The sequence below is a fragment of the Paenibacillus sp. FSL R10-2796 genome, assembly GCF_037965315.1.
GTDB classification, from domain to species: Bacteria; Bacillota; Bacilli; order Paenibacillales; family Paenibacillaceae; genus Paenibacillus_AQ; species Paenibacillus_AQ odorifer.
The window spans coordinates 6623499-6643738 of record NZ_CP150178.1 but is presented as its reverse complement, the minus strand read 5'-3'; the positions used below and the strand labels follow the sequence as shown (position 1 = coordinate 6643738).

The 20240-nt window shown below is 44.2% G+C and carries 34 protein-coding genes; 33 read left to right on the top strand and 1 reads right to left on the bottom strand.

Annotated features, from left to right (window positions below):
* From rplP to NST58_RS29615, 32 genes are all read left to right on the top strand, one after another.
* On the top strand, window positions 1-435 hold the full coding sequence (gene rplP, locus NST58_RS29770) for a 50S ribosomal protein L16 (protein ID WP_036680552.1): 435 nt from the start codon (window positions 1-3) through the stop codon (window positions 433-435).
* Window positions 425-622: a 50S ribosomal protein L29 gene (rpmC, locus tag NST58_RS29765; protein WP_019908232.1), complete on the top strand. Its 198-nt coding sequence runs from the start codon at window positions 425-427 to the stop codon at window positions 620-622. The genes rplP and rpmC overlap by 11 nt, the downstream gene beginning before the upstream one ends.
* A 43-nt stretch (window positions 623-665) precedes the next feature.
* Window positions 666-932: a 30S ribosomal protein S17 gene (gene rpsQ, locus NST58_RS29760; protein WP_036680554.1), complete on the top strand. Its 267-nt coding sequence runs from the start codon at window positions 666-668 to the stop codon at window positions 930-932.
* 38 nt (window positions 933-970) lie between these two features.
* Window positions 971-1339 (top strand): 50S ribosomal protein L14, encoded by a 369-nt coding sequence (rplN, locus tag NST58_RS29755; RefSeq protein ID WP_036680556.1) that lies wholly within the window; start codon window positions 971-973, stop codon window positions 1337-1339.
* A gap of 48 nt (window positions 1340-1387) precedes the next feature.
* On the top strand, window positions 1388-1741 hold the full coding sequence (gene rplX, locus NST58_RS29750) for a 50S ribosomal protein L24 (protein ID WP_076099615.1): 354 nt from the start codon (window positions 1388-1390) through the stop codon (window positions 1739-1741).
* Between the two features lie 31 nt (window positions 1742-1772).
* Window positions 1773-2315: a 50S ribosomal protein L5 gene (rplE, locus tag NST58_RS29745; RefSeq protein ID WP_036680558.1), complete on the top strand. Its 543-nt coding sequence runs from the start codon at window positions 1773-1775 to the stop codon at window positions 2313-2315.
* Between the two features lie 49 nt (window positions 2316-2364).
* Window positions 2365-2550, top strand: coding sequence for a type Z 30S ribosomal protein S14 (locus NST58_RS29740; RefSeq protein ID WP_013312154.1), 186 nt, complete (start codon window positions 2365-2367; stop codon window positions 2548-2550).
* Window positions 2551-2582: 32 nt separating this feature from the next.
* Window positions 2583-2981 (top strand): 30S ribosomal protein S8, encoded by a 399-nt coding sequence (rpsH, locus tag NST58_RS29735; RefSeq protein ID WP_036680560.1) that lies wholly within the window; start codon window positions 2583-2585, stop codon window positions 2979-2981.
* Window positions 2982-3011: 30 nt separating this feature from the next.
* Window positions 3012-3554 carry a 50S ribosomal protein L6 gene (rplF, locus tag NST58_RS29730; protein WP_036680562.1) on the top strand — a complete coding sequence of 181 codons (543 nt, stop codon included), beginning with the start codon at window positions 3012-3014 and terminating at the stop codon, window positions 3552-3554.
* Window positions 3555-3638: 84 nt separating this feature from the next.
* Window positions 3639-4007 (top strand): 50S ribosomal protein L18, encoded by a 369-nt coding sequence (gene rplR, locus NST58_RS29725; RefSeq protein WP_036680564.1) that lies wholly within the window; start codon window positions 3639-3641, stop codon window positions 4005-4007.
* Window positions 4008-4034: 27 nt separating this feature from the next.
* Complete coding sequence (gene rpsE, locus NST58_RS29720) at window positions 4035-4532, top strand: 30S ribosomal protein S5 (protein WP_036652980.1); 498 nt, start codon at window positions 4035-4037, stop codon at window positions 4530-4532.
* Window positions 4533-4546: 14 nt separating this feature from the next.
* A complete protein-coding gene (gene rpmD / locus NST58_RS29715) occupies window positions 4547-4732 on the top strand; it encodes a 50S ribosomal protein L30 (protein ID WP_036680567.1) in 186 nt (61 codons plus the stop codon).
* Window positions 4733-4772: 40 nt separating this feature from the next.
* Window positions 4773-5213, top strand: coding sequence for a 50S ribosomal protein L15 (gene rplO / locus NST58_RS29710; RefSeq protein ID WP_036680569.1), 441 nt, complete (start codon window positions 4773-4775; stop codon window positions 5211-5213).
* The gene (gene secY, locus NST58_RS29705) at window positions 5213-6511 is read left to right on the top strand and encodes a preprotein translocase subunit SecY (protein WP_076130016.1); all 1299 of its coding nucleotides are present in this window, start codon (window positions 5213-5215) and stop codon (window positions 6509-6511) included. The genes rplO and secY overlap by 1 nt, the downstream gene beginning before the upstream one ends.
* Before the next feature lie 96 nt (window positions 6512-6607).
* Entirely contained in the window at window positions 6608-7252 is a 645-nt protein-coding gene (locus tag NST58_RS29700; RefSeq protein ID WP_038573451.1) for an adenylate kinase, read from the top strand.
* A 4-nt stretch (window positions 7253-7256) separates the two neighbouring features.
* Window positions 7257-8009, top strand: a complete 753-nt coding sequence (gene map, locus NST58_RS29695; RefSeq protein ID WP_038573450.1) for a type I methionyl aminopeptidase — start codon at window positions 7257-7259, stop codon at window positions 8007-8009.
* A gap of 11 nt (window positions 8010-8020) precedes the next feature.
* Window positions 8021-8329, top strand: coding sequence for a KOW domain-containing RNA-binding protein (locus NST58_RS29690; RefSeq protein ID WP_036680581.1), 309 nt, complete (start codon window positions 8021-8023; stop codon window positions 8327-8329).
* 2 nt (window positions 8330-8331) lie between these two features.
* Window positions 8332-8547, top strand: coding sequence for a translation initiation factor IF-1 (gene infA / locus NST58_RS29685; RefSeq protein ID WP_036652996.1), 216 nt, complete (start codon window positions 8332-8334; stop codon window positions 8545-8547).
* A 53-nt stretch (window positions 8548-8600) separates the two neighbouring features.
* Window positions 8601-8714 carry a 50S ribosomal protein L36 gene (gene rpmJ, locus NST58_RS29680; RefSeq protein WP_003322638.1) on the top strand — a complete coding sequence of 38 codons (114 nt, stop codon included), beginning with the start codon at window positions 8601-8603 and terminating at the stop codon, window positions 8712-8714.
* 19 nt (window positions 8715-8733) lie between these two features.
* Complete coding sequence (gene rpsM / locus NST58_RS29675) at window positions 8734-9102, top strand: 30S ribosomal protein S13 (RefSeq protein WP_036680583.1); 369 nt, start codon at window positions 8734-8736, stop codon at window positions 9100-9102.
* A 19-nt stretch (window positions 9103-9121) separates the two neighbouring features.
* Window positions 9122-9517 (top strand): 30S ribosomal protein S11, encoded by a 396-nt coding sequence (gene rpsK / locus NST58_RS29670; protein WP_019908251.1) that lies wholly within the window; start codon window positions 9122-9124, stop codon window positions 9515-9517.
* 130 nt (window positions 9518-9647) lie between these two features.
* Window positions 9648-10592, top strand: a complete 945-nt coding sequence (locus NST58_RS29665) for a DNA-directed RNA polymerase subunit alpha (protein WP_036680585.1) — start codon at window positions 9648-9650, stop codon at window positions 10590-10592.
* A gap of 34 nt (window positions 10593-10626) precedes the next feature.
* On the top strand, window positions 10627-10992 hold the full coding sequence (gene rplQ / locus NST58_RS29660) for a 50S ribosomal protein L17 (protein WP_019908254.1): 366 nt from the start codon (window positions 10627-10629) through the stop codon (window positions 10990-10992).
* Between the two features lie 317 nt (window positions 10993-11309).
* Window positions 11310-12092, top strand: a complete 783-nt coding sequence (gene truA / locus NST58_RS29655; protein WP_036680587.1) for a tRNA pseudouridine(38-40) synthase TruA — start codon at window positions 11310-11312, stop codon at window positions 12090-12092.
* A gap of 229 nt (window positions 12093-12321) precedes the next feature.
* Window positions 12322-12759, top strand: a complete 438-nt coding sequence (rplM, locus tag NST58_RS29650; protein WP_036680589.1) for a 50S ribosomal protein L13 — start codon at window positions 12322-12324, stop codon at window positions 12757-12759.
* Between the two features lie 20 nt (window positions 12760-12779).
* On the top strand, window positions 12780-13172 hold the full coding sequence (gene rpsI / locus NST58_RS29645) for a 30S ribosomal protein S9 (RefSeq protein ID WP_025706574.1): 393 nt from the start codon (window positions 12780-12782) through the stop codon (window positions 13170-13172).
* 196 nt (window positions 13173-13368) lie between these two features.
* Window positions 13369-13938 carry a matrixin family metalloprotease gene (locus tag NST58_RS29640; protein ID WP_339245163.1) on the top strand — a complete coding sequence of 190 codons (570 nt, stop codon included), beginning with the start codon at window positions 13369-13371 and terminating at the stop codon, window positions 13936-13938.
* 12 nt (window positions 13939-13950) lie between these two features.
* Window positions 13951-14589, top strand: a complete 639-nt coding sequence (locus NST58_RS29635) for a hypothetical protein (protein ID WP_339245160.1) — start codon at window positions 13951-13953, stop codon at window positions 14587-14589.
* Window positions 14590-14817: 228 nt separating this feature from the next.
* A complete protein-coding gene (locus NST58_RS29630) occupies window positions 14818-15510 on the top strand; it encodes a phosphoadenylyl-sulfate reductase (RefSeq protein ID WP_036680616.1) in 693 nt (230 codons plus the stop codon).
* A gap of 37 nt (window positions 15511-15547) precedes the next feature.
* The gene (gene sat / locus NST58_RS29625) at window positions 15548-16717 is read left to right on the top strand and encodes a sulfate adenylyltransferase (RefSeq protein ID WP_076305238.1); all 1170 of its coding nucleotides are present in this window, start codon (window positions 15548-15550) and stop codon (window positions 16715-16717) included.
* Between the two features lie 78 nt (window positions 16718-16795).
* Window positions 16796-17536, top strand: a complete 741-nt coding sequence (gene cwlD / locus NST58_RS29620; protein WP_038573445.1) for an N-acetylmuramoyl-L-alanine amidase CwlD — start codon at window positions 16796-16798, stop codon at window positions 17534-17536.
* Window positions 17537-17626: 90 nt separating this feature from the next.
* Window positions 17627-18736 carry an Mrp/NBP35 family ATP-binding protein gene (locus NST58_RS29615; RefSeq protein WP_339245158.1) on the top strand — a complete coding sequence of 370 codons (1110 nt, stop codon included), beginning with the start codon at window positions 17627-17629 and terminating at the stop codon, window positions 18734-18736.
* A 59-nt stretch (window positions 18737-18795) separates the two neighbouring features.
* On the opposite strand, the gene gerD is transcribed toward NST58_RS29615, so the two are convergent.
* Window positions 18796-19482 (bottom strand): spore germination lipoprotein GerD, encoded by a 687-nt coding sequence (gene gerD / locus NST58_RS29610; protein ID WP_036680627.1) that lies wholly within the window; start codon window positions 19480-19482, stop codon window positions 18796-18798.
* A 131-nt stretch (window positions 19483-19613) separates the two neighbouring features.
* Between gerD and NST58_RS29605 the strand changes: the two genes are divergently transcribed.
* A complete protein-coding gene (locus NST58_RS29605; RefSeq protein ID WP_038574906.1) occupies window positions 19614-20204 on the top strand; it encodes a KinB-signaling pathway activation protein in 591 nt (196 codons plus the stop codon).
* The last annotated feature ends 36 nt before the right edge of the window (window positions 20205-20240 follow it).

Below are 20240 nucleotides of genomic sequence, written 5' to 3'. Positions count from 1 at the left end.
ATGTTGGTACCAAAACGCGTAAAACACCGCAAGCAACAACGCGGACACATGAAGGGTATGGCAAAAGGCGGTACTGAATTGAACTTCGGCGAATTCGGCCTGGTTGCACTTGAACCGTCTTGGATCACTAACCGTCAGATCGAAGCTGCTCGTATCGCGATGACACGTTATATCAAACGTGGCGGTCAAGTTTGGATCAAGATTTTCCCAGATAAACCTATTACTCAAAAGCCTCTCGAGGTTCGTATGGGTAGTGGTAAAGGTAACGTTGAGAAATGGGTAGCCGTAGTTAAACCGGGCAAGATTATGTTCGAACTCGGAGGCGTGTCGGAAGAAATCGCTCGTGAAGCGATGCGTCTTGCCGCTCACAAGCTGCCTGTAAAGACTAAGTTTGTGAAACGTGAAGAATTGGGTGGTGAAGCAAATGAAAGCTAATGAACTTCGCAACTTAACCACTGCTGAGATTGAACAAAAGATCGCTGGATTCAAAGAGGAACTTTTTAATCTCCGTTTTCAATTGGCAACTGGCCAATTGGACAACCCAACTCGGATTCGTGACGTGCGTAAGGAAATAGCTCGTGCTAAAACCGTGATCCATCAAAGAGTGCTTGGGATTAGTTAAGTGAGACGGATCGCAGATCCGTATTCAGGAAGGAGGCTAACTAATGAGTGAAGAACGTAATGCACGTAAAGTGCTAATCGGTAAAGTGGTCAGTGATAAAATGGATAAAACCATCGTAGTTGCTGTTGAAACCTATAAGAAACACAATTTGTACCACAAACGCATCAAGTCTACGAAGAAATTCAAAGCACATGATGAGGGAAATGTTGCAAAGATTGGCGATACCGTAAAACTCATGGAAACTCGTCCGTTGTCTAAGGACAAACGTTGGAGACTAGTTGAAGTGGTAGAAGCAGCGGTTATCATCTAAGATAATCAAGAGAGTTTTTCCGGAAGGAGGAAATTATAATGATTCAACCATTTACACGTTTGCATGTGGCTGACAACTCTGGTGCGAAGGAACTGATGTGTATCCGCGTACTGGGTGGTACTGGACGCCGTACAGCAGCAATCGGTGATTTGATCGTTTGTTCCGTTAAACAAGCAACACCAGGCGGCGTTGTCAAAAAAGGTGATGTTGTTAGAGCGGTAGTTGTTCGTACGAAACGTTCCGTTCGTCGTAAAGATGGATCTTACATCGCATTCGACGAAAATGCAGCTGTTGTTGTTAAAGACGACAGAAGCCCTCGTGGAACACGTATCTTTGGACCAGTTGCTCGCGAACTTCGCGATAAAGACTACATGAAGATCGTTTCCTTGGCACCGGAAGTTATCTAATAAACACGGCACCAATAAGTTGAAGGTTAGTTATAGGAGGTGTAATAAATGCCTAGAGTGAAAAAAGTTCTGGAATCCCATAACAATAAACTGCACGTGAAGAAAGATGACGTGGTGCTTGTGATCAGTGGTAAAGACAAAGGCAAAAAAGGCCGTGTCATCGCTGCTTATCCTCGTGAAAACCGCGTTCTGGTAGAAGGCGTCAATATGGTGAAAAAACACCAAAAGCCGAACCAGCTGAATCCACAGGGTGGAATTATTGAGCAGGAAGCTTCGATTCATGTGTCCAACGTAATGCACATCGATCCGAAGACCGGCAAAGTAACCCGTATCGGTTACAAAGTTTTGGACAATGGTAAAAAAGTTCGGATTGCTAAAAGATCCGGAGAGATTATCGACTAATCTAGCCCTTAAGAAAGGAGGTTAAATCTTCATGGCAGCAAGAATGAAAGAACGTTTTCTTAACGAAATTACACCTGCTTTGATGCAGAAGTTTAACTATACAACTGTTATGCAAGTGCCTAAGATCGAGAAGGTTGTCATCAACATGGGTGTGGGTGACGCTGTTCAAAACTCCAAAGTACTTGATGCTGCAGTTAATGACATGCAGTTGATCGCTGGTCAAAAACCAGTAATCACTAAAGCTAAAAAATCCATCGCTGGTTTCAAACTACGCGAAAATATGCCGATTGGGGTTAAAGTAACACTGCGCGGAGAGCGTATGTATTACTTCTTGGACAAATTGTTCAACGTAACACTTCCACGTGTACGTGACTTCCGTGGTGTTTCCACTAAAGCCTTTGACGGCCGTGGTAACTACACACTTGGTCTTAAAGAACAATTGATCTTCCCCGAGATCGAATATGACAAAGTGGATAAAGTCCGCGGTATGGACATCGTTATTGTAACGACTGCTAAGACGGACGAGGAATCCCGCGAGCTGCTGGGTCAGCTGGGAATGCCTTTCGCAAAATAAAGTCGGTTAATCCATTTTCTCCGAAAATGTTTAGGAGGTGTCAGGCTAAGTGGCAAAAACTTCGATGAAAGTTAAACAACAACGTACGCCTAAGTTTAAAGTACGTGCATATACACGTTGCGAACGTTGTGGTCGTCCACATTCGGTACTGCAAAAGTTCAAAATTTGCAGAATTTGTTTCCGTGAATTAGCTTATAAAGGCCAGATCCCTGGCGTGAAAAAAGCAAGTTGGTAAGAAGTTTATAAACGGGAAGGAGGTTTACACACATGACTATGTCTGATCCTATTGCAGATATGCTTACTCGTATTCGTAACGCTAACATTGTGCGTCACGAGACGGTAGAAATGCCTGCTTCTACTATGAAGAAACAAATCGCTGACATTTTGAAGCGTGAAGGTTTCATCCGCGATGCGGAATTCGTTGAAGATAGCAAACAAGGGATTATCCGTATCTTCTTGAAATACGGCCCTAACCAAGAGCGTGTTATTTCTGGTTTGAAAAGAATCAGTAAACCAGGCCTTCGCGTATACACGAAGAGCAATGAAGTGCCTCGTGTACTCGGTGGTCTAGGAATCGCGATTATCTCCACATCTAAGGGAGTTATGACCGACAAAGAAGCTCGTCAATCAAAATCTGGCGGAGAAGTTGTCTGCTACATTTGGTAATAAACGTCACAAGATAAGGAGGTGCAACACATGTCTCGTATTGGTCGCAAACCAATCGCAGTACCTAGCGGTGTAGATGTCACTTTGGACAACGCCGTTATTACAGTAAAAGGTCCAAAAGGTTCTTTGACTCGTGAGCTTCATAAAGACATGAAGGTTACAGTTGAAAATAACGAAATTACCGTTGTTCGCCCGTCGGATAACAAATTGCATCGTTCACTTCACGGCACAACCCGCTCCGTTGTCAACAACATGGTAGCAGGTGTGACTGAAGGTTTCTCGAAATCTCTGGAACTGGTTGGGGTCGGATATCGTGCAAGCAAATCCGGAGATAAAATCGTTCTGAACGTTGGTTATTCCCACCCGGTTGAAATTACACCGGAAGCTGGTATCGAGTTCGAAGTTCCTGCGAACACGAAGATCATCGTTAAAGGTATCGATAAAGAACGCGTTGGCGCATACGCTGCTAAAATCCGTTCCGTTCGTGAACCAGAACCGTATAAAGGTAAAGGTATCAAATATGAAGGCGAGCGTATCATCCGCAAAGAAGGTAAAGCTGGTAAGAAGAAATAACCAGTTTAAACTTAATTGTAAGATACCCCGTGCATCTTAAAGTGAAGCTGTTTACGGCAAACTGAAGGGAGTGAAAGGGAAGTCATGATTACAAAAGAAGATAAAAACAAGGCTCGTCTCAAAAGACACCTGCGTGTTCGTAAGAAGATCCAGGGAACTACTGAGCGTCCACGTTTGAACGTATTCCGTTCTTCGAAACACATCTACGCTCAACTGATCGATGATGTTAAAGGGGTTACTATCGTATCCGCTTCTACACTTGATAAAGATCTGAGCGCTAACATCGGTAATGGCGGTAGCGTTGAAGCTGCAGCGAAAGTTGGCCAATTGGTCGCTGAGCGTGCCAAAGAAAAAGGATATGCAGTGGTCGTATTCGACCGCGGAGGTTACTTGTACCATGGACGGATTCAAGCATTGGCTGATGCAGCTCGTGAAGCTGGTCTTGAATTCTAGAATAATTCTTAAAAGGAGGTTAACGACTTGCGTGTAGATCCGAACAGTTTAGAACTGACAGAAAGAGTTGTACACATTAACCGTGTTGCAAAAGTTGTAAAAGGCGGACGCCGTTTCAGCTTTAGTGCACTTGTTGTTGTGGGCGACGGCAACGGCTACGTCGGTGCTGGTATCGGTAAAGCCGGCGAAGTTCCGGATGCCATCCGTAAAGGCATTGAAGACGCCAAGAAAAACCTGATTCACATCCCAATCGTAGGAACTTCGATTCCCCATCTCGTTACTGGACACTTCGGCGCAGGACGCGTGTTGTTGAAACCAGCATCAGAGGGTACTGGCGTTATCGCTGGCGGTCCAGTTCGTGCGGTATTGGAATTGGCAGGCGTTGGCGACATTTTGACAAAATCACTGGGTTCTTCGAATTCCATGAACATGGTCAATGCAACTTTGGAGGGACTTTCCCGTCTGAAACGCATTGAAGAGGTCGCGAAACTTCGCGGCAAATCTGTCGAAGAATTGCGCGGTTAAGGAGGGGAACGTCAATGGCAAAATTGCAAATTACCCTCGTACGTAGTGTAATCGGACGTCCAGAAACACAACGTGTTACTGTTAAGACGCTCGGCCTGCGTAAACTCAACACGACAGTGGTTCACAATGACAGTCCTGCAATTCGCGGAATGATCAATAAAGTGAGTCACTTGCTATCTGTAACTGAAATTGAAGGCTAATCGCCTCGCATAAATTAACAAACATAAGGAGGTGCAAACGATGAAGTTACATGAACTTGCTCCAGCTCCTGGTTCCCGCAAAGAACGCAATCGCGTTGGTCGTGGTCCTAGTAGCGGAAATGGTAAAACTTCCGGTCGCGGTCACAAAGGTCAAAACTCACGTTCTGGCGGTGGTGTTCGTCCGGGCTTCGAGGGTGGACAAAATCCGCTCTATCGTCGTCTGCCTAAACGTGGTTTCGTCAATCCTACCCGTAAAGAGTATGCGATTGTGAACCTGGAAGATCTGAATAGCTTTGCAGAAGGAACTGAAGTGACTCCGCAGTTGTTGCTTGAAACTGGTGTTGTCAAGAATTCCAAAAGCGGCATCAAGATTCTCGGCAACGGTGAGTTGACCGTAAAATTGACTGTACAAGCAAATAAGTTCTCTCAATCTGCGGTAGAGAAAATCGAGGCTGCCGGCGGTAAAACCGAGGTGATCTAATGTTCAAGACGCTTAAGAATATCTGGCATGTTGAAGATTTGCGCAAAAAGATCCTGTTTACCTTGTTCATTCTGATTATCTACCGTATCGGTTCGTTTGTTCCGGTTCCTGGTGTGAACAAAGATGTACTGCAAACAGCAAATCAGAGCGGTGACGCTTTGATGGGACTCTTGAACACCTTTTCGGGCGGAGCGCTCAAAAACTTCTCGATATTTGCGATCAGTATTTACCCGTACATTACAGCATCCATCATCGTGCAATTGCTGTCGATGGATGTTGTTCCTAAGTTTGCTGAATGGGCTAAACAAGGGGAGCACGGGAAAAAACAATTGGCGCAAATCACTCGTTACGGTACAGTGATATTAGCCCTGATCCAAGGTTTTGCTACGTCGATAGGGTTTAACCGGATATATAATACTCAAATGATGCCGAATGCGACATTTGCTGATTACTTGCTGGTTGCCATTATCTTGACGGCGGGTACTTCTTTCTTGATGTGGCTTGGTGAACAGATTACCGAAAAGGGAATCGGGAACGGGATTTCGATCCTGATTTTTGCGGGAATCGTCGCCGCCATTCCGGGATATATCACAAGTACGGCTAACTCAAGTTTTATTCAGCCGGATCAGGTGTTCCTGAATATTCTTAAAGTCGTTATCGTGCTGATTGTGATTGTAGCGATTATTACAGCAGTTATCTTCGTACAGCAAGGTATTCGGAAGATTCCTGTTCAATACGCTAAACGCGTAGTCGGCAATAAAATGTACGGTGGACAGAATACACATATCCCATTGAAAATTAATGCGGCAGGTGTAATTCCGGTAATCTTCGCCGTATCATTGCTTCAGTTCCCAGTTGTTCTCTCCAGTTTCTGGTCAACACATGCCTGGGCTCAATGGATTGCTAAGTATTTAGCAACCGATGCTCCACTTGGTATGCTTCTGTATGTAGTGATGATCATCGGGTTCACGTTCTTCTATACGTTCGTGCAGATGAATCCTCAGCAGATGGCCGATAACATGAAGAAGAATGGTGGTTACATTCCAGGTATCCGTCCTGGTAAAGCTACAGAGAAATATCTGACTAGAGTAATGTCTCGTCTGACTATGTCCGGCGCTTTGTTCCTAGCTTTGATCTCTGTTCTGCCGATGTTCTTCGGTGCTTTATCTGGATTGCCTAAAGAAGTTCGAATTGGCGGTACATCACTGCTGATCGTAATCGGTGTGGCATTGGATACTATGAAGCAGATCGAGAGCCAATTGATCAAACGCCATTACAAAGGCTTCATCAATAAATAGGTGATAGGTTCCGGTGAAGCTTAAGTTTTTATTCTTCCCGGCACCTATTATGCTGTTTCTTGCTTGGTGGCGAACTTTTGGGGGGAGAGAGAAATCGTGAACATTTTATTCATGGGCCCTCCTGGGGCAGGCAAGGGAACACAAGCGGCAGAAATCGTTAAAGAATTTGGTATTCCTCATATTTCAACAGGAGATGCTTTCCGTTTGGCAATCAAACAGGAAACTCCGGTAGGATTGAAGGCCAAATCGTTTATAGATCAAGGTTTGCTTGTACCAGATGATGTGACCATTGGGATAGTCGAAGAACGGCTGCAGCAGTCCGATTGCGAAAAAGGATTTCTATTGGATGGTTTTCCAAGAACTCTTTCGCAAGCGGAAGCGCTGGATGATATTCTTAGCCGTTTGAACACTTCTTTGGATCATGTCATCAACTTGAATGTTGACCGTGGATTGCTAATGGCGCGTCTTACTGGACGTCGTATCTGCAGCGTTTGCGGAGCATCCTACCATTTAATCTTCAACCCGCCGAAGCAAGATGGCATTTGCGACATTGATGGCGGTGAATTATATCAACGTCCGGATGACAACGAAGAAAGTGTAGGCAAGCGCCTGGATGAGTATGATAATAAAACAGCGCCGCTGCTTGCGTTTTATGATAATAAAGGTCTTTTGCGTCAGGTAAACGGGGAAAACGAAATTAATGTCGTTACTTCTGAAATCGTGTCTTTAATGCGGGGTTAATGTAATGATCATTTGTAAATCCGAACAGGAACTTGCCTTTATGAGGGAAGCTGGTCGAATTGTTGCCGAGAGTCACCGTCTTATTGCTCAGGCCATTGAGCCTGGCATTACAACGGGCGAGCTCGACAGAATCGCCGATCAATACATTCGCAGTCAAGATGCTGTGCCGTCTTTCAAAGGCTACAACGGTTTTCCTGCCAGCATTTGCGCTTCAGTCAACGAACAATTGGTGCATGGATTTCCAGGTAAACGTAAACTGATCGAAGGCGATATTGTTACGCTGGATATCGGTGCAGAGTACCGCGGTTATCACGGTGATTCCGCCTGGACCTACGGTGTGGGCAGCATTTCCGAAGAGGCTCAGCGTTTGCTGGACGTTACGGAAGGCTCCTTGTACGCGGGACTGGCGTTAGTTAAGCCGGATGTGCGCTTGTTTACAATCTCCCATGCTATTCAGCAATACATCGAAGAGGCTGGTTTCTCAGTCGTACGTGAGTATGTTGGTCATGGTATTGGGGCAAAACTGCATGAAGAACCGCAAATTCCGAATTATGGCATAGCGGACCGCGGACCACGTCTGAAACCGGGTATGGTGCTCGCGATTGAGCCGATGGTAAACGCAGGAAAGAGACATGTCAGAACACTGGAAGATAACTGGACTGTCGTTACGGTTGATGGCTCACTATGTGCTCACTTCGAGCATACAGTAGCAGTTACTCCGGACGGCATGGAAATTTTCACAAAACTGAATGCGTAGGTGATCTCCACTTGAATACTGTGAGCAGCCCGCAGGTTGGTCAATTAGTGAGAATTCTCAAAGGCAAAGATGCCGGAGAGGCAGCCGTTGTTATCGCAGTTGTTGATAGCAGATTTGTATACATTGCAGATGGAGACAAACGTAAGTTTGATGGGCCAAAGAAGAAGAATATTCTTCATCTTGAGCTCATACCCTTCATCAGCAGTGAGGTTGTGGACAGTTTGAAGGAAACTGGGCGGGTAACAAACGGAAAGCTGCGATTCGCAGTCATGAAGTATGCTGGACCCACCGGAATAAGTGCTGATGAGAAAGGAGACTAACTGTGGCTAAGGAAGATGTCATTGAAGTAGAAGGTACTGTCCTTGAACCGTTGCCAAACGCAACGTTTAAGGTTGAGCTTGAGAACGGTCATCAAATACTTGCCCATGTATCCGGTAAATTGCGGATGCACTTTATCCGTATTTTGACCGGAGACAAAGTGGTCGTGCAGTTATCGCCTTATGATTTATCAAAAGGTCGTATAACTTACCGTAAATAGATGGGAACTACGAAAAAAGTTTTGCTTCGCAAAACTTTGAGGAGGTAATTAACATGAAGGTAAGACCTTCTGTAAAGCCCATTTGCGAGAAATGTAAAGTAATCCGCCGCAAAGGGACTGTTATGGTGATTTGCGAAAATCCGAAACACAAACAAAAACAAGGTTAAGAAGGGGGTGTAGCGTAAAATGGCTCGTATAGCTGGAGTGGATTTGCCACGTGACAAACGCGTTGAGATCGCCTTGACTTATATTTTCGGAATCGGTAAAACGACTTCTCAGAAAATTCTTAATGAAACAGGCATTAGCGCTAATACACGTGTCCGTGATTTGACGGAAGATGAAGTCAGCAAACTGCGTGAAACGATCGACAAAACGGTTAAGGTTGAAGGTGACCTGCGTCGTGAAATTTCCTTAAATATTAAACGTCTTACTGAGATCGGCTGTTACCGCGGTGTTCGCCATCGTCGTGGATTGCCTGTTCGCGGTCAACGTACTAAAACGAATGCCCGTACCCGGAAAGGCCCGCGTCGTACGGTAGCAAACAAAAAGAAATAATAAGGGGGGATAAGAGACAATGGCTAAACCGAAAAAAGTCGTACGTACCAAACGTCGCGACCGTAAAAATATCGAATCCGGCGTGGCACATATTCGTTCCACGTTCAACAACACCATCGTTACCATCACGGATCCTCACGGAAATGCAATTTCCTGGGCAAGCTCCGGCGGCCAAGGATTTAAAGGTTCCCGTAAGTCCACTCCATTCGCAGCGCAAATGGCAGCTGAATCAGCAGCTAAAGCAGCTATGGAGCACGGCATGAAGTCGGTTGAGGTTATGGTTAAAGGACCGGGCGCGGGCCGCGAAGCAGCCATCCGTTCCCTTCAAGCTGCAGGGCTTGAAGTTAACCTTATTAAAGACGTAACTCCGGTTCCTCACAATGGATGCCGTCCGCCTAAGCGTCGTCGCGTATAGTGAAATCAGTATTGTGAATGTGGTATAATTCTGACGCATCTGCTAATAATAGGTGTTTAGGCATACTACATGATGCACCTGATGGGGTGACAGTTTCATATAGGAGCGACGTTGAAGGAGGGGTAAACTCGTGATAGAAATCGAAAAGCCGAAGATTGAGACCGTAGAAGCTAATGATGAAGGTACCTATGGGAAATTCGTAGTTGAACCGCTGGAACGTGGGTATGGCACGACTCTGGGGAACTCGCTTCGCCGGATATTGCTTTCTTCGCTTCCAGGAGCCGCAGTGACTTCGGTCCAAATTGACGGCGTTCTGCATGAGTTCTCGACCGTTCCAGGCGTAATGGAAGATGTGACGGAAATCATTCTGAACCTTAAAGCCTTGTCTCTGAAGATTCATTCAGACGAGGAAAAAGTGTTCGAGATTGATGCTGAAGGGGAAGGCATCGTTACCGCAGGTGATATCCGTGCGGACAGCGATGTTGAGATCCTCAATCCGGATCTTCACATTGCAACGCTGGGACCTGGTGCGAGACTTCATATGCGTATTTTTGCAGGCCGTGGTCGCGGCTATGTCCAAGCGGACCGGAACAAACGTGACGATCAGCCAATTGGTGTTATTCCAGTTGACTCCATCTACACTCCAATTTCACGCGTTAACTACGGCATAGACAATACACGTGTTGGTCAAGTGACTAACTATGACAAATTGACGCTTGAAATTTGGACGGATGGAAGTATCAGACCGGAAGAGGCTGTAAGCCTTGGAGCCAAAATTTTGAACGAGCACCTCGTTCTGTTCGTAGGTCTTACGGACGAAGCGAAAGACGCCGAAATTATGGTTGAAAAAGAAGAAGACAAAAAAGAAAAAGTACTTGAGATGACAATCGAAGAGCTTGATCTTTCTGTTCGTTCCTACAACTGCCTCAAACGTGCTGGTATTAATACCGTACAAGAGCTTACCACGAAGACTGAAGAAGATATGATGAAGGTGCGTAACCTTGGTCGCAAATCTTTGGAAGAAGTTCAGGAAAAGCTTGAGGAACTTGGTTTGGGTCTCCGCACAGAAGAATAGCTGCAGATTGCTTTAGTAAAGGAGGGAAAACACAATGGCATACCAAAAATTGGGCCGTGATTCCAGTGCGCGTAAAGCGTTATTTCGCGACATGGTAACGGATCTGTTTTTATACGAGCGCATCCAAACAACGGAAGCTAAAGCGAAAGAAGTTCGTTCTATCGCTGAAAAGCTGATCACTAAAGCTAAAAAAGGTGATCTTCATGCTCGTCGTCAAGTAGCTGCATTTGTTCGCCGCGAGACTGTTGATGGTGAACAAGATGCAATTCAAAAATTGTTCTCTGACATTGCTCCTCGTTACACTGAGCGTCCAGGTGGATACACTCGTATCCTTAAACTAGGACCTCGTCGTGGCGACGCTGCGCCTATGGTTTATCTTGAATTGGTAGACCGCGCGTAGTATCACAAGTATTGATTTCCGATGCTTCCCTTTCATCCAGCCCTCTTTGGAGTAAAGATGGGGGAAATATCAGCGTTATTGTGCTGCAGAGGCGCAAGACTCTGCTGTACTAATAACCGTGGGAATCACCTTGGTTCAATTGAAGGAGCTCCCGCAGGGGCTCTTTTTTTTGAAATTAAGGATCCTATAGGACTTGTAGTTCTATATATGAAAAATGGATGCCGTCCTACTAGGGACGGCGAAGCCATTTCTTCAAATAGAAGATCAGACAGTGCTTCGATCGACGTTCTGCTGACCGGTTTAAAAAGGAGAACGGAATGCGTAATCTATTGATGAAGGTCAATTATGACGGAACGAATTATGATGGCTTTCAGACCCAGCCTCAGGGCAATACGATTCAGGATCGGCTGGAGCAAGCCATACTCCATCTGACAGGTGAGAAGCTTAAGATTACTGCTTCAGGCCGCACAGATGCCGGAGTACATGCCTATGGCCAGCCTTTTAACTTTACAACCTCCTCTCGAATCCCAACTGAACGTTGGTGTCTAGCGCTTAATGCCCGGCTGCCACAAGACATCGTGGTTACAGAGGCTAGGGAAGTTCCGCTAACGTTTCACTCTCGTAGAGGGGCTAAGCGTAAAACTTACCGATACACGATCAATGGCAACAGGTTTCCAGATCCGTTTCAGCGGCGCTGGCAGCTTCACCATCCAGTGAAGTTGGATATTCCTGCGATGCAGCAAGGCTTAACGCAAATTATAGGGACACATGACTTCACTTCGTTTGCATCACGACGGTCTACGAAGACTTCTCATGTACGAACGATCTTTGAAGCTCATATGGAAGTAGACCGCAGTATGTGCCGACCCTCTTCATCAGATCAAGGAGTTATCCATACTTATATAACGGGTAGTGGATTTCTTCAGCACATGGTTCGCATTATTATGGGGACTTTGATCCATGTGGGGGAAGGTAAAATACCTGCTGATAAGGTTGCTGAAATATTGGCAGCATGTGATCGATCACATGCCGGTCCAACAGCTGTGGCCATGGGGTTAGCTTTGTGGAGTGTTGAATATGACGAGATTGAAAGTGAATAGTTTTTTCTATAAATTTCTTCCTGATTAATAGGCTAAATGTTTAAAAATCACTTGCACTTGTTATGTTTATACTGTAATATAAAAGTTGTGTTTTCTTGATGGCTATCCCACAGCCCCGATCGAGAAAATGCCAAAAAAATGCTTTGCTTAACTCACATAATCGTAATTCAATGAGAAACAAGATATACGAAACAGAAGATTTTCGTACGAGAACAAGGAGGAAACATTCATGCGTACCACCTATATGGCGAAGCCGAACGAAGTTGAACGCAATTGGCACATTATTGATGCCGAAGGCAAAACACTCGGTCGTTTGGCCAGCGAAGCCGCTGCTTTGATCCGTGGCAAACACAAACCGCAATTCACTCCACACGTTGATACAGGAGATTTCGTTATCGTAATCAACGCTGAGAAAATTCACTTGACCGGTAAGAAATTGCAAAACAAAAAATACTACCGTCACTCGATGCACCCAGGTGGTTTGAAAGTTACTAATGCTGAAACTCTGCTGAATACTAAACCAGAACGCGTAATTGAATTCGCGGTTCATGGTATGATTCCTAAGACTCGTCAAGGGGACCACATGAAGCTGAGATTGAAAGTATATGCAGGCGCCGAGCATCCACATGCAGCACAAAAACCTGAAGTTTACGAACTTCGCGGATAAGAATAGAGGAGGACAGTTTCATGGCACAAGTACAATACTATGGGACAGGTCGTCGTAAACATTCGGTAGCACGTGTTCGCCTTGTACCGGGTGAAGGACGCATTGTCATTAACAAACGTGAGATGGACGAATATTTCGGTGTGGAAACACTGAAAATGATCGTAAAACAACCTTTGAACCTGACTGAAACACTGGGCAACTACGATGTAATCGTTCTTGCACATGGTGGCGGCATTTCCGGTCAAGCTGGAGCAATTCGTCACGGTATCTCCCGTGCATTGCTTAAAGTTGACCCTGAATATCGCGGTGCATTGAAGAAAGCCGGCTTCCTGACTCGTGACCCACGTATGAAGGAACGTAAGAAATACGGCTTGAAGGCTGCACGTCGTGCGCCTCAGTTCTCGAAACGTTAATATCTACAGAATTCAACCCTTGGCCATATGGCCAAGGGTTTTATTTTTTTATATCAGAACAGAATTATATTTAGAACTGTGTTCCAAAAAAACCTAATTCTTTCGGGAATAGGTTTTTTTTATTAATATTTTTATTTAATCATAGAAACTTTTTCCAATTATAGGCGTTTGAGGTTATAAAGGAGGAGTTGAATTTATGGAAATTGAGAGTTCTTTGAGTAAGAGGAAATTTATTTTGTCTTCAATCGTTCTAATGGTTGTTGCTTCGATTTTTATCTCACAGGTAGATGCTTATGTACTTCGCGGAAACAGAGTGGATAGACCTAACCAAGTTAAATATTGGCTTGATGCCTCTATATCATCAATTGGCTACAATTCCGCTGCCATACATGGAAGTACAGCGTGGAATGGTCTTACTGCTGGTAGACTGTCTATTAACGTTACTTCAACAACTTCAGCCTCTGCTGCTGACGTAAAGTGGTACGCTTCGTCAGAAACAAATGATCTTGGACAATTTTATGCGCAAACCTCTACTTCAGGTACACTAACCTCTACATCAATCGTTAGAATTAACACGGTAAGATTCAAGACAGTAGATGGAAATAGACAAAAAGAAACCACTGCTCATGAAATGGGACATGTACTAGGCTTAACTCATGAAGATACAGTTCCGTCCATTATGCTTTCTGGACCAGCTTGGTTATATGGAACTTACCCAGTACAAGATGATAAAGATGGTATAGCGCATATTTACCAATTTGATTAAGGGGGTCAATATATGAAAAAACAAAATAAGTTTCTTTCAATAGGTGTGTTGGCTTTCGTATTGGTTGTCGGTGCTGCAGGATTCATTAACAATAACAAAGCTGTAAAGGGAGATAATTCTCCTGCATTTATCAGTTCTGAAGCAAAAGTTATTGGTTATCGTGATTTTAATGAGCTAGACAACACGGCTGAATTGATACTGAAAGGCACAAAAGCTAAAGTCATAAGTACATTTATCGATAAAAATGAATTTGGTGAAACGATTGATTATCATACGCAATCTGCAATAAAGATTAATCAGATTTTCAAATCTGATAATCAAGATATTGTAGAGGGCTCTGAAGTTACAGTGCAAGAAAATGGAGCTATCGAAACAACAGAAGATGGAACATTGATCTATGGAATTGAAGGTTATCAGTTAATGAATGAAAATGAAGAGTATTTATTATTCTTAGATAAAAGTTTAACCGATCCTAATGTTTATTTTGTTAAAGGAGTTTACTACGGTAAAATTCCTTTGAGTGAACCCAAAGTGAATAAGATATTGGAACAGTCTGAGGAAGAGTCTTCTCAAGATTTAGAAATCTATGGTGAATATCCTGAAGCGTTAAATATTATATTTAAAGAAGCCTTAGAAAAATACGGGAGATAAAAAAGCACATAAGAAACCTTTAACCTTTATGGTTAAGGGTTTTTCTTGTTTAGCCCCTTTCCACAAGAAATGGGCTTTTTTTGCATCTATTTACTAATTCTAACGGATGAAACGCATTGACTTCCTCAGTAAAAGTTATATACTATTTCATATAGAATTAGTTGGTTTTATTACTTCTTTTACCTCATTTATTCATACGATTAATATTTTGGATGGAGGAATACCTTAATGAACCTGCTCGAGAAAGAGGATTTAATCAAAGTTAAGGCCGAAGAATTAGAAACTGCTTCACCCGAGGAAATTATCCGCTGGGCTGTAGAAACATTTCCTAACATTACTTTTGCCTGCAGCTTTGGTGCCGAAGATGTAGTGCTAGTTGATATGCTTCACAAAGTTAGTCCGTCTACAGACGTCTTTTATCTCGATACAGATTATCATTTTAAGGAAACCTATGAGACCCGAGATTTGATGGCAGATAAATACGGGCTAGAGTTCGTACGAGTGTCTCCACAAATCACTCCGCAGGAGCAAGCACTTCAACACGGTGATGCGTTATGGACAGTAGATCCTAACCAATGCTGTGGGATTCGTAAAGTAGAGCCGCTGACTCGTATCCTATCTCAATATGAAGCTTGGATTACAGGCATTCGTCGTGACCAAGCGCCTACCCGTGCTAATGCCAAAAAGGTTGAGTATGATTATAAATTTGGTTTGGTTAAGTTTAATCCAATTGCGGATTGGACAACCGAAGATGTATGGAACTATATTCGTGAAAATGATGTAATTTATAACCCTCTACATGACCGTAACTATCCAAGTATCGGCTGTGAGCAATGTACACGTCAGGTTATGCCTGGTGAAGATCCGCGTGCTGGACGTTGGGCTGGATCAGAGAAGACTGAGTGCGGATTACACAAGTAGGACCTATCCCCGTGAGAACACAGAAGGAGAGACGATAATGACTTCAATACGTCCGCATGGCGGAACATTAGTTAACCGTGTAGTAGAGGGTACAGAAAGAGAAGAATTACTGCAGCTTGCACGTGATTATAAGGCGATTGCCGTGAACACCTGGACTTTATCTGATTTGGATCTAATTGCGGTAGGTGCATTTTCTCCACTGACTGGATTTTTGAATGAACAAGATTATCACTCCGTAGTCAAAAACATGCGTTTAGCAGATGGCACAGTGTGGAGCATTCCAATAACACTTGCTGTAGAAGAGGATGTGGCCTCTGGTTTAGCTATTGGAGACAAGGTATCTCTAATCGGTGAAGAGGATGGCGAGATCTACGGTTTATTGGATATTGAGAGTATTTATACGGTTGATCAAAACCTTGAAGCGCAAAATGTATTCAAAACAACAGACCCTGAACATCCAGGAGTAAGTAAGCTGTTGGCCCGCCCGGCTATCTATGTAGGAGGACCAATTACAGTGCTGAATAGACCACAGCCAGAAAAGTTCGGAGAATTTTATTTTGACCCTTCAGCTACACGTAAGATATTTGCAGACAAGAGCTGGAGAACAGTTGTAGGCTTCCAGACGCGTAACCCAGTTCATCGTGCACATGAATATATTCAAAAATGCGCTATGGAGGTTGTAGACGCTCTGTTCTTAAACCCGCTAGTGGGTGAGACGAAGTCTGATGATGTACCGGCAAATGTACGAATGAAGAGCTACCTGGCGCTTTTGGAGAATTATTATCCTGAGGATCGTACCTTTCTAGGTGTTTTCCCGGCGGCCATGCGTTATGCTGGTCCGAGAGAAGCGATTTTTCATGCTATGGTTCGCAAAAATTACGGCTGCACACATTTTATTGTCGGACGTGACCATGCGGGCGTAGGTGATTACTACGGAACTTATGAAGCGCAAGAAATTTTTGCGAATTTCACCGCTGAGGAACTTGATATTACTCCATTATTTTTTGAACACAGCTTCTTCTGTAAAAAATGCGGAAATATGGCTTCCAGTAAAACCTGCCCACATCCTGGCGACGATCATATGACATTGTCGGGTACAAAGGTACGGGCTTTGCTTCGGGAGGGTCAATGTCCGCCTCCTGAATTTACGCGACCTGAGGTTGCGCAGATTCTAATTGAAGGCATGACTCAAGAAGTAACAGCTTAATCATCGTTAGCTAGTACTATTTGGCCTTCTTGTCCCATATAGATGAGTATTATCTATCGGGACGAGGGGGTCTTTGTTATGTCTGGCCGAAAACACAGTAAAGTCTCGGTCTGGATCTCATGGAGCAGTATCAAAAAATGTATGCTGGGCGCGACACTGCTGGCTATAATGATCGGCATTATAGCGTATGACATGCCTACTGCCAAAACGTTAAATTATTGGAGTCTGCCTTTGTCTGGTAAAGTGATCGCTATCGACGCTGGACATGGGGGAGCAGATGGAGGGGCAGTTAGCCGGGAAGGGCTAATTGAGAAAGACATTAATCTTGCGGTCTCTCTTTATTTACGTGATTACCTGCAACAGGCAGGGGCTATTGTTGTAATGACCCGTGAAGGGGATTATGATTTGGCTCAGGAGGGCACTAAGGGCTATTCTAAGCGCAAGACTGAAGATCTTAAGCAAAGAGTAAGAAGCATTGAAGAGAAGGGCGCAGATCTTTTTATAAGCGTTCACATGAACAGTGTGCCTTCAAACCGATGGAGCGGGGCGCAGACCTTTTACTATCCCAATCACAAGGATAATAAAGCTATCGCAGAGTTTGTACAGAGTGAGCTGAAGACTACACTGGAGAATACTGATCGTGTAGCTAAGACTGTAAATACTGTTTATCTACTAAAGGCATTAAAAATACCTGCGATCCTTGTAGAGGTCGGTTTTTTGTCGCACCCTCAGGAATCAGTTCTACTCGGAGATGATGTTTATCAACGCAAGGTAGCGACTAGCATATATCGTGGCATTCTTCGTTATGCTTCCGAGTAGCCGGGACTACTCATCAGGAGATGGGTAATGCTATAATAGACAAAAACTCCGGAAGAATTCTCCTCCGGAAAGGAAACAGAGGTGCTTTCCATGCTGACTAGGGAACATATCCAGGAAATACTGCAGTCAATAACAGACCCGGAAACCGGAAAAAGCCTTGTGGAACTACAGCTGATCCGTGACATTATGATTAAAGAAGATCGTATATCTTTATCAATCGTATGTCTGGATCCTGAAGAGCAAAGTCGCATGGATCTAGAACAACGGGTTCGTGAGTTGCTTGAAGCGGGTGGAGTCACTAATGTGCATATCCGGCTGCGTGATGCAACCGATTATGAACGTGCTCTGCTTCGCGGAGAGAGTGCCGGGGAAGAGCCGTTGACTGATGAACCTGGGAAACTTAAGGGACATGCAGCAGGCCTTGACGATCATGAATTAATCAATGAGAACTCTGGTGTTAACTTTATCGCCATTGCCAGTGGTAAAGGCGGTGTTGGAAAGTCTACGGTTACTGTGAATTTGGCAGTAGCTTTGGCTAGAAAAGGTAAAAAGGTTGGATTGATTGATGCGGACATTTATGGGTTTAGCATCCCTGATATGATGGGAATCGAAGAGGGACCCGTTGTAGAAGAGGGAATCATTATTCCTGTGGAACGTTTCGGAGTGAAGGTCATGTCTATGGGCTTCTTTATCCGTGAGAATAGTCCGGTAATTTGGCGGGGACCTATGCTTGGCAAAATGCTGCGCCAATTCTTCGGTGATGTGGGCTGGGGAGAACTTGATTATATGCTGCTTGATCTTCCTCCAGGTACAGGTGATGTGGCGCTTGACGTACATCAGATGCTTCCTCACAGCAAAGAGATTATTGTTACTACCCCTCATGCTACCGCAGCGTTTGTGGCGGCTAGAGCGGGCTCTATGGCTCTGCAGACAGAACATGAGATTATTGGGGTCATTGAGAACATGGCTTATTATGAGTGTAAAGACTGCGGTAAAAAAGATTATATTTTTGGCAGAGGCGGAGGCGCTCGGCTTGCGGAGACACTCCATACGGAGCTGCTTGCACAAGTTCCATTGGGCGCACCGGACAACCATATTTCTGAACCGGATTTTTCACCTTCCGTATACAAGGAAGACACAGCAACTGCGTTGTTGTTTGCTGATATCGCCGATAAGCTGATTGCGAAATATGAGCACTAATTATTGTGCATAAAAAGAGGCCGTCCCACTTTGTTAGGTGGGATAAGGCCTCTTTTTTGTTATGTGCTTGAATCATCGCCGCTACCGCTGCCACTTTCACCACCGCTGCCGCTGCCTTCCTGTTTATCGCCGCTTTCGCCGCCCTTCTTCTGTTCCTTCGGTTCGAGCTCGTCCTGAACGACCTTTTTAAGTAAATTCAATACCTCCATCCGGAATAATGGAGTCTGCATAGATTCCTGGATGGTCTTCATGGATTGCTTTCGGTAGTCAGGTGTTTTGGTGAGATTAAGAAACATGGTCATCATTTCTGGAGACTTCATGATTTCTTCGACGGATTTTTGATAGGTGGGATCTTTAATTAGTTGCAGGTGCAATTCTTTGCTTTGTGATTGAATGGCTTTAGCAAAATCGCCTGCGAACTTGGGATCAGTCATAATTTTCTCGATTTCCTTTTGATATTCCGGTGCAGTGAGGGTATCTTTAACAGCGGTTTTTATATCCTCTGTTGTTTGAAGTGGCATCATTTTCATACTCATTCCGCTGGTGCCTCCAGAACTGGAATTTGATAATGATTCCTCAACTGCTTTTTTTCCATCTTCACTTTTTAATATATCAATAACCATGGTCTTCATTTCTTTATAACTGCCCTGACCAGAAGAAGAACTGCTCTGCTCACTTCCGCAAGCCGTTAAGGCCATAACAAAGCTTAAAGCCAAACCCACAGATCCGATAAATCTCCATTTCATTGGCGCTGCCCTCCTTTATTAGGATTCTCCAGTTGTATTATGCCGCATTAACACACATTTATGTTGCTGATGTAATGGTGTTTTGTCGGTATCCTTGGTAAAATAAATCTGACATAGGGGAGGTGAAGTGGCTGAGTATAAAAAAATGGTTTTATTTATTTTGGACAACCCTTCTAATAGGAGCGGGCGGAGCAGTAATCGCAGGTCTGGCACTGCAATTCGTGAACGGTCGAATTGATTTCAAAAGTGTCGCTGATTTCTTTTTATACCCGCTGATACTATTCGGCTACGGTATGCTTGTCAGTGTTTATGCGCAACTTGGTTTTTTTGCTTATCTAATTTTGAATTACATGGGCAATGGTGTTTTCCCGCCAAAAATTTGGAAATACATACAACTGGTGCTTTCTGTACTCGCATTGCTTGAACTGATTTTTTTGCGTACCGTCGTTGGCGGGGAAAGAAGTGTCTTGTCTGATCTAATATTAGGAATCTTTATTTTGTTAGCTGCCATTATTGTGTCTTATTTCAAAGTGAAAAGTACAAACATCTCAGCTTGGATTCCAACCCTCTTTTTTATGACAGCTATTTCAATTGTGGAAATTATCGGCGTGCTCCGTATAGGTGTTGATAGTGCGACAGTGTTTATTGTTGTTCCGCTCATCGCCTGTAATGCATTCCAAATTTTGATGCTTCACCGTATTCTCAAGCCGGCAGCCGGATAAAGGCTGGGGCGAATTCAGCAAATCATGAACCCCGTG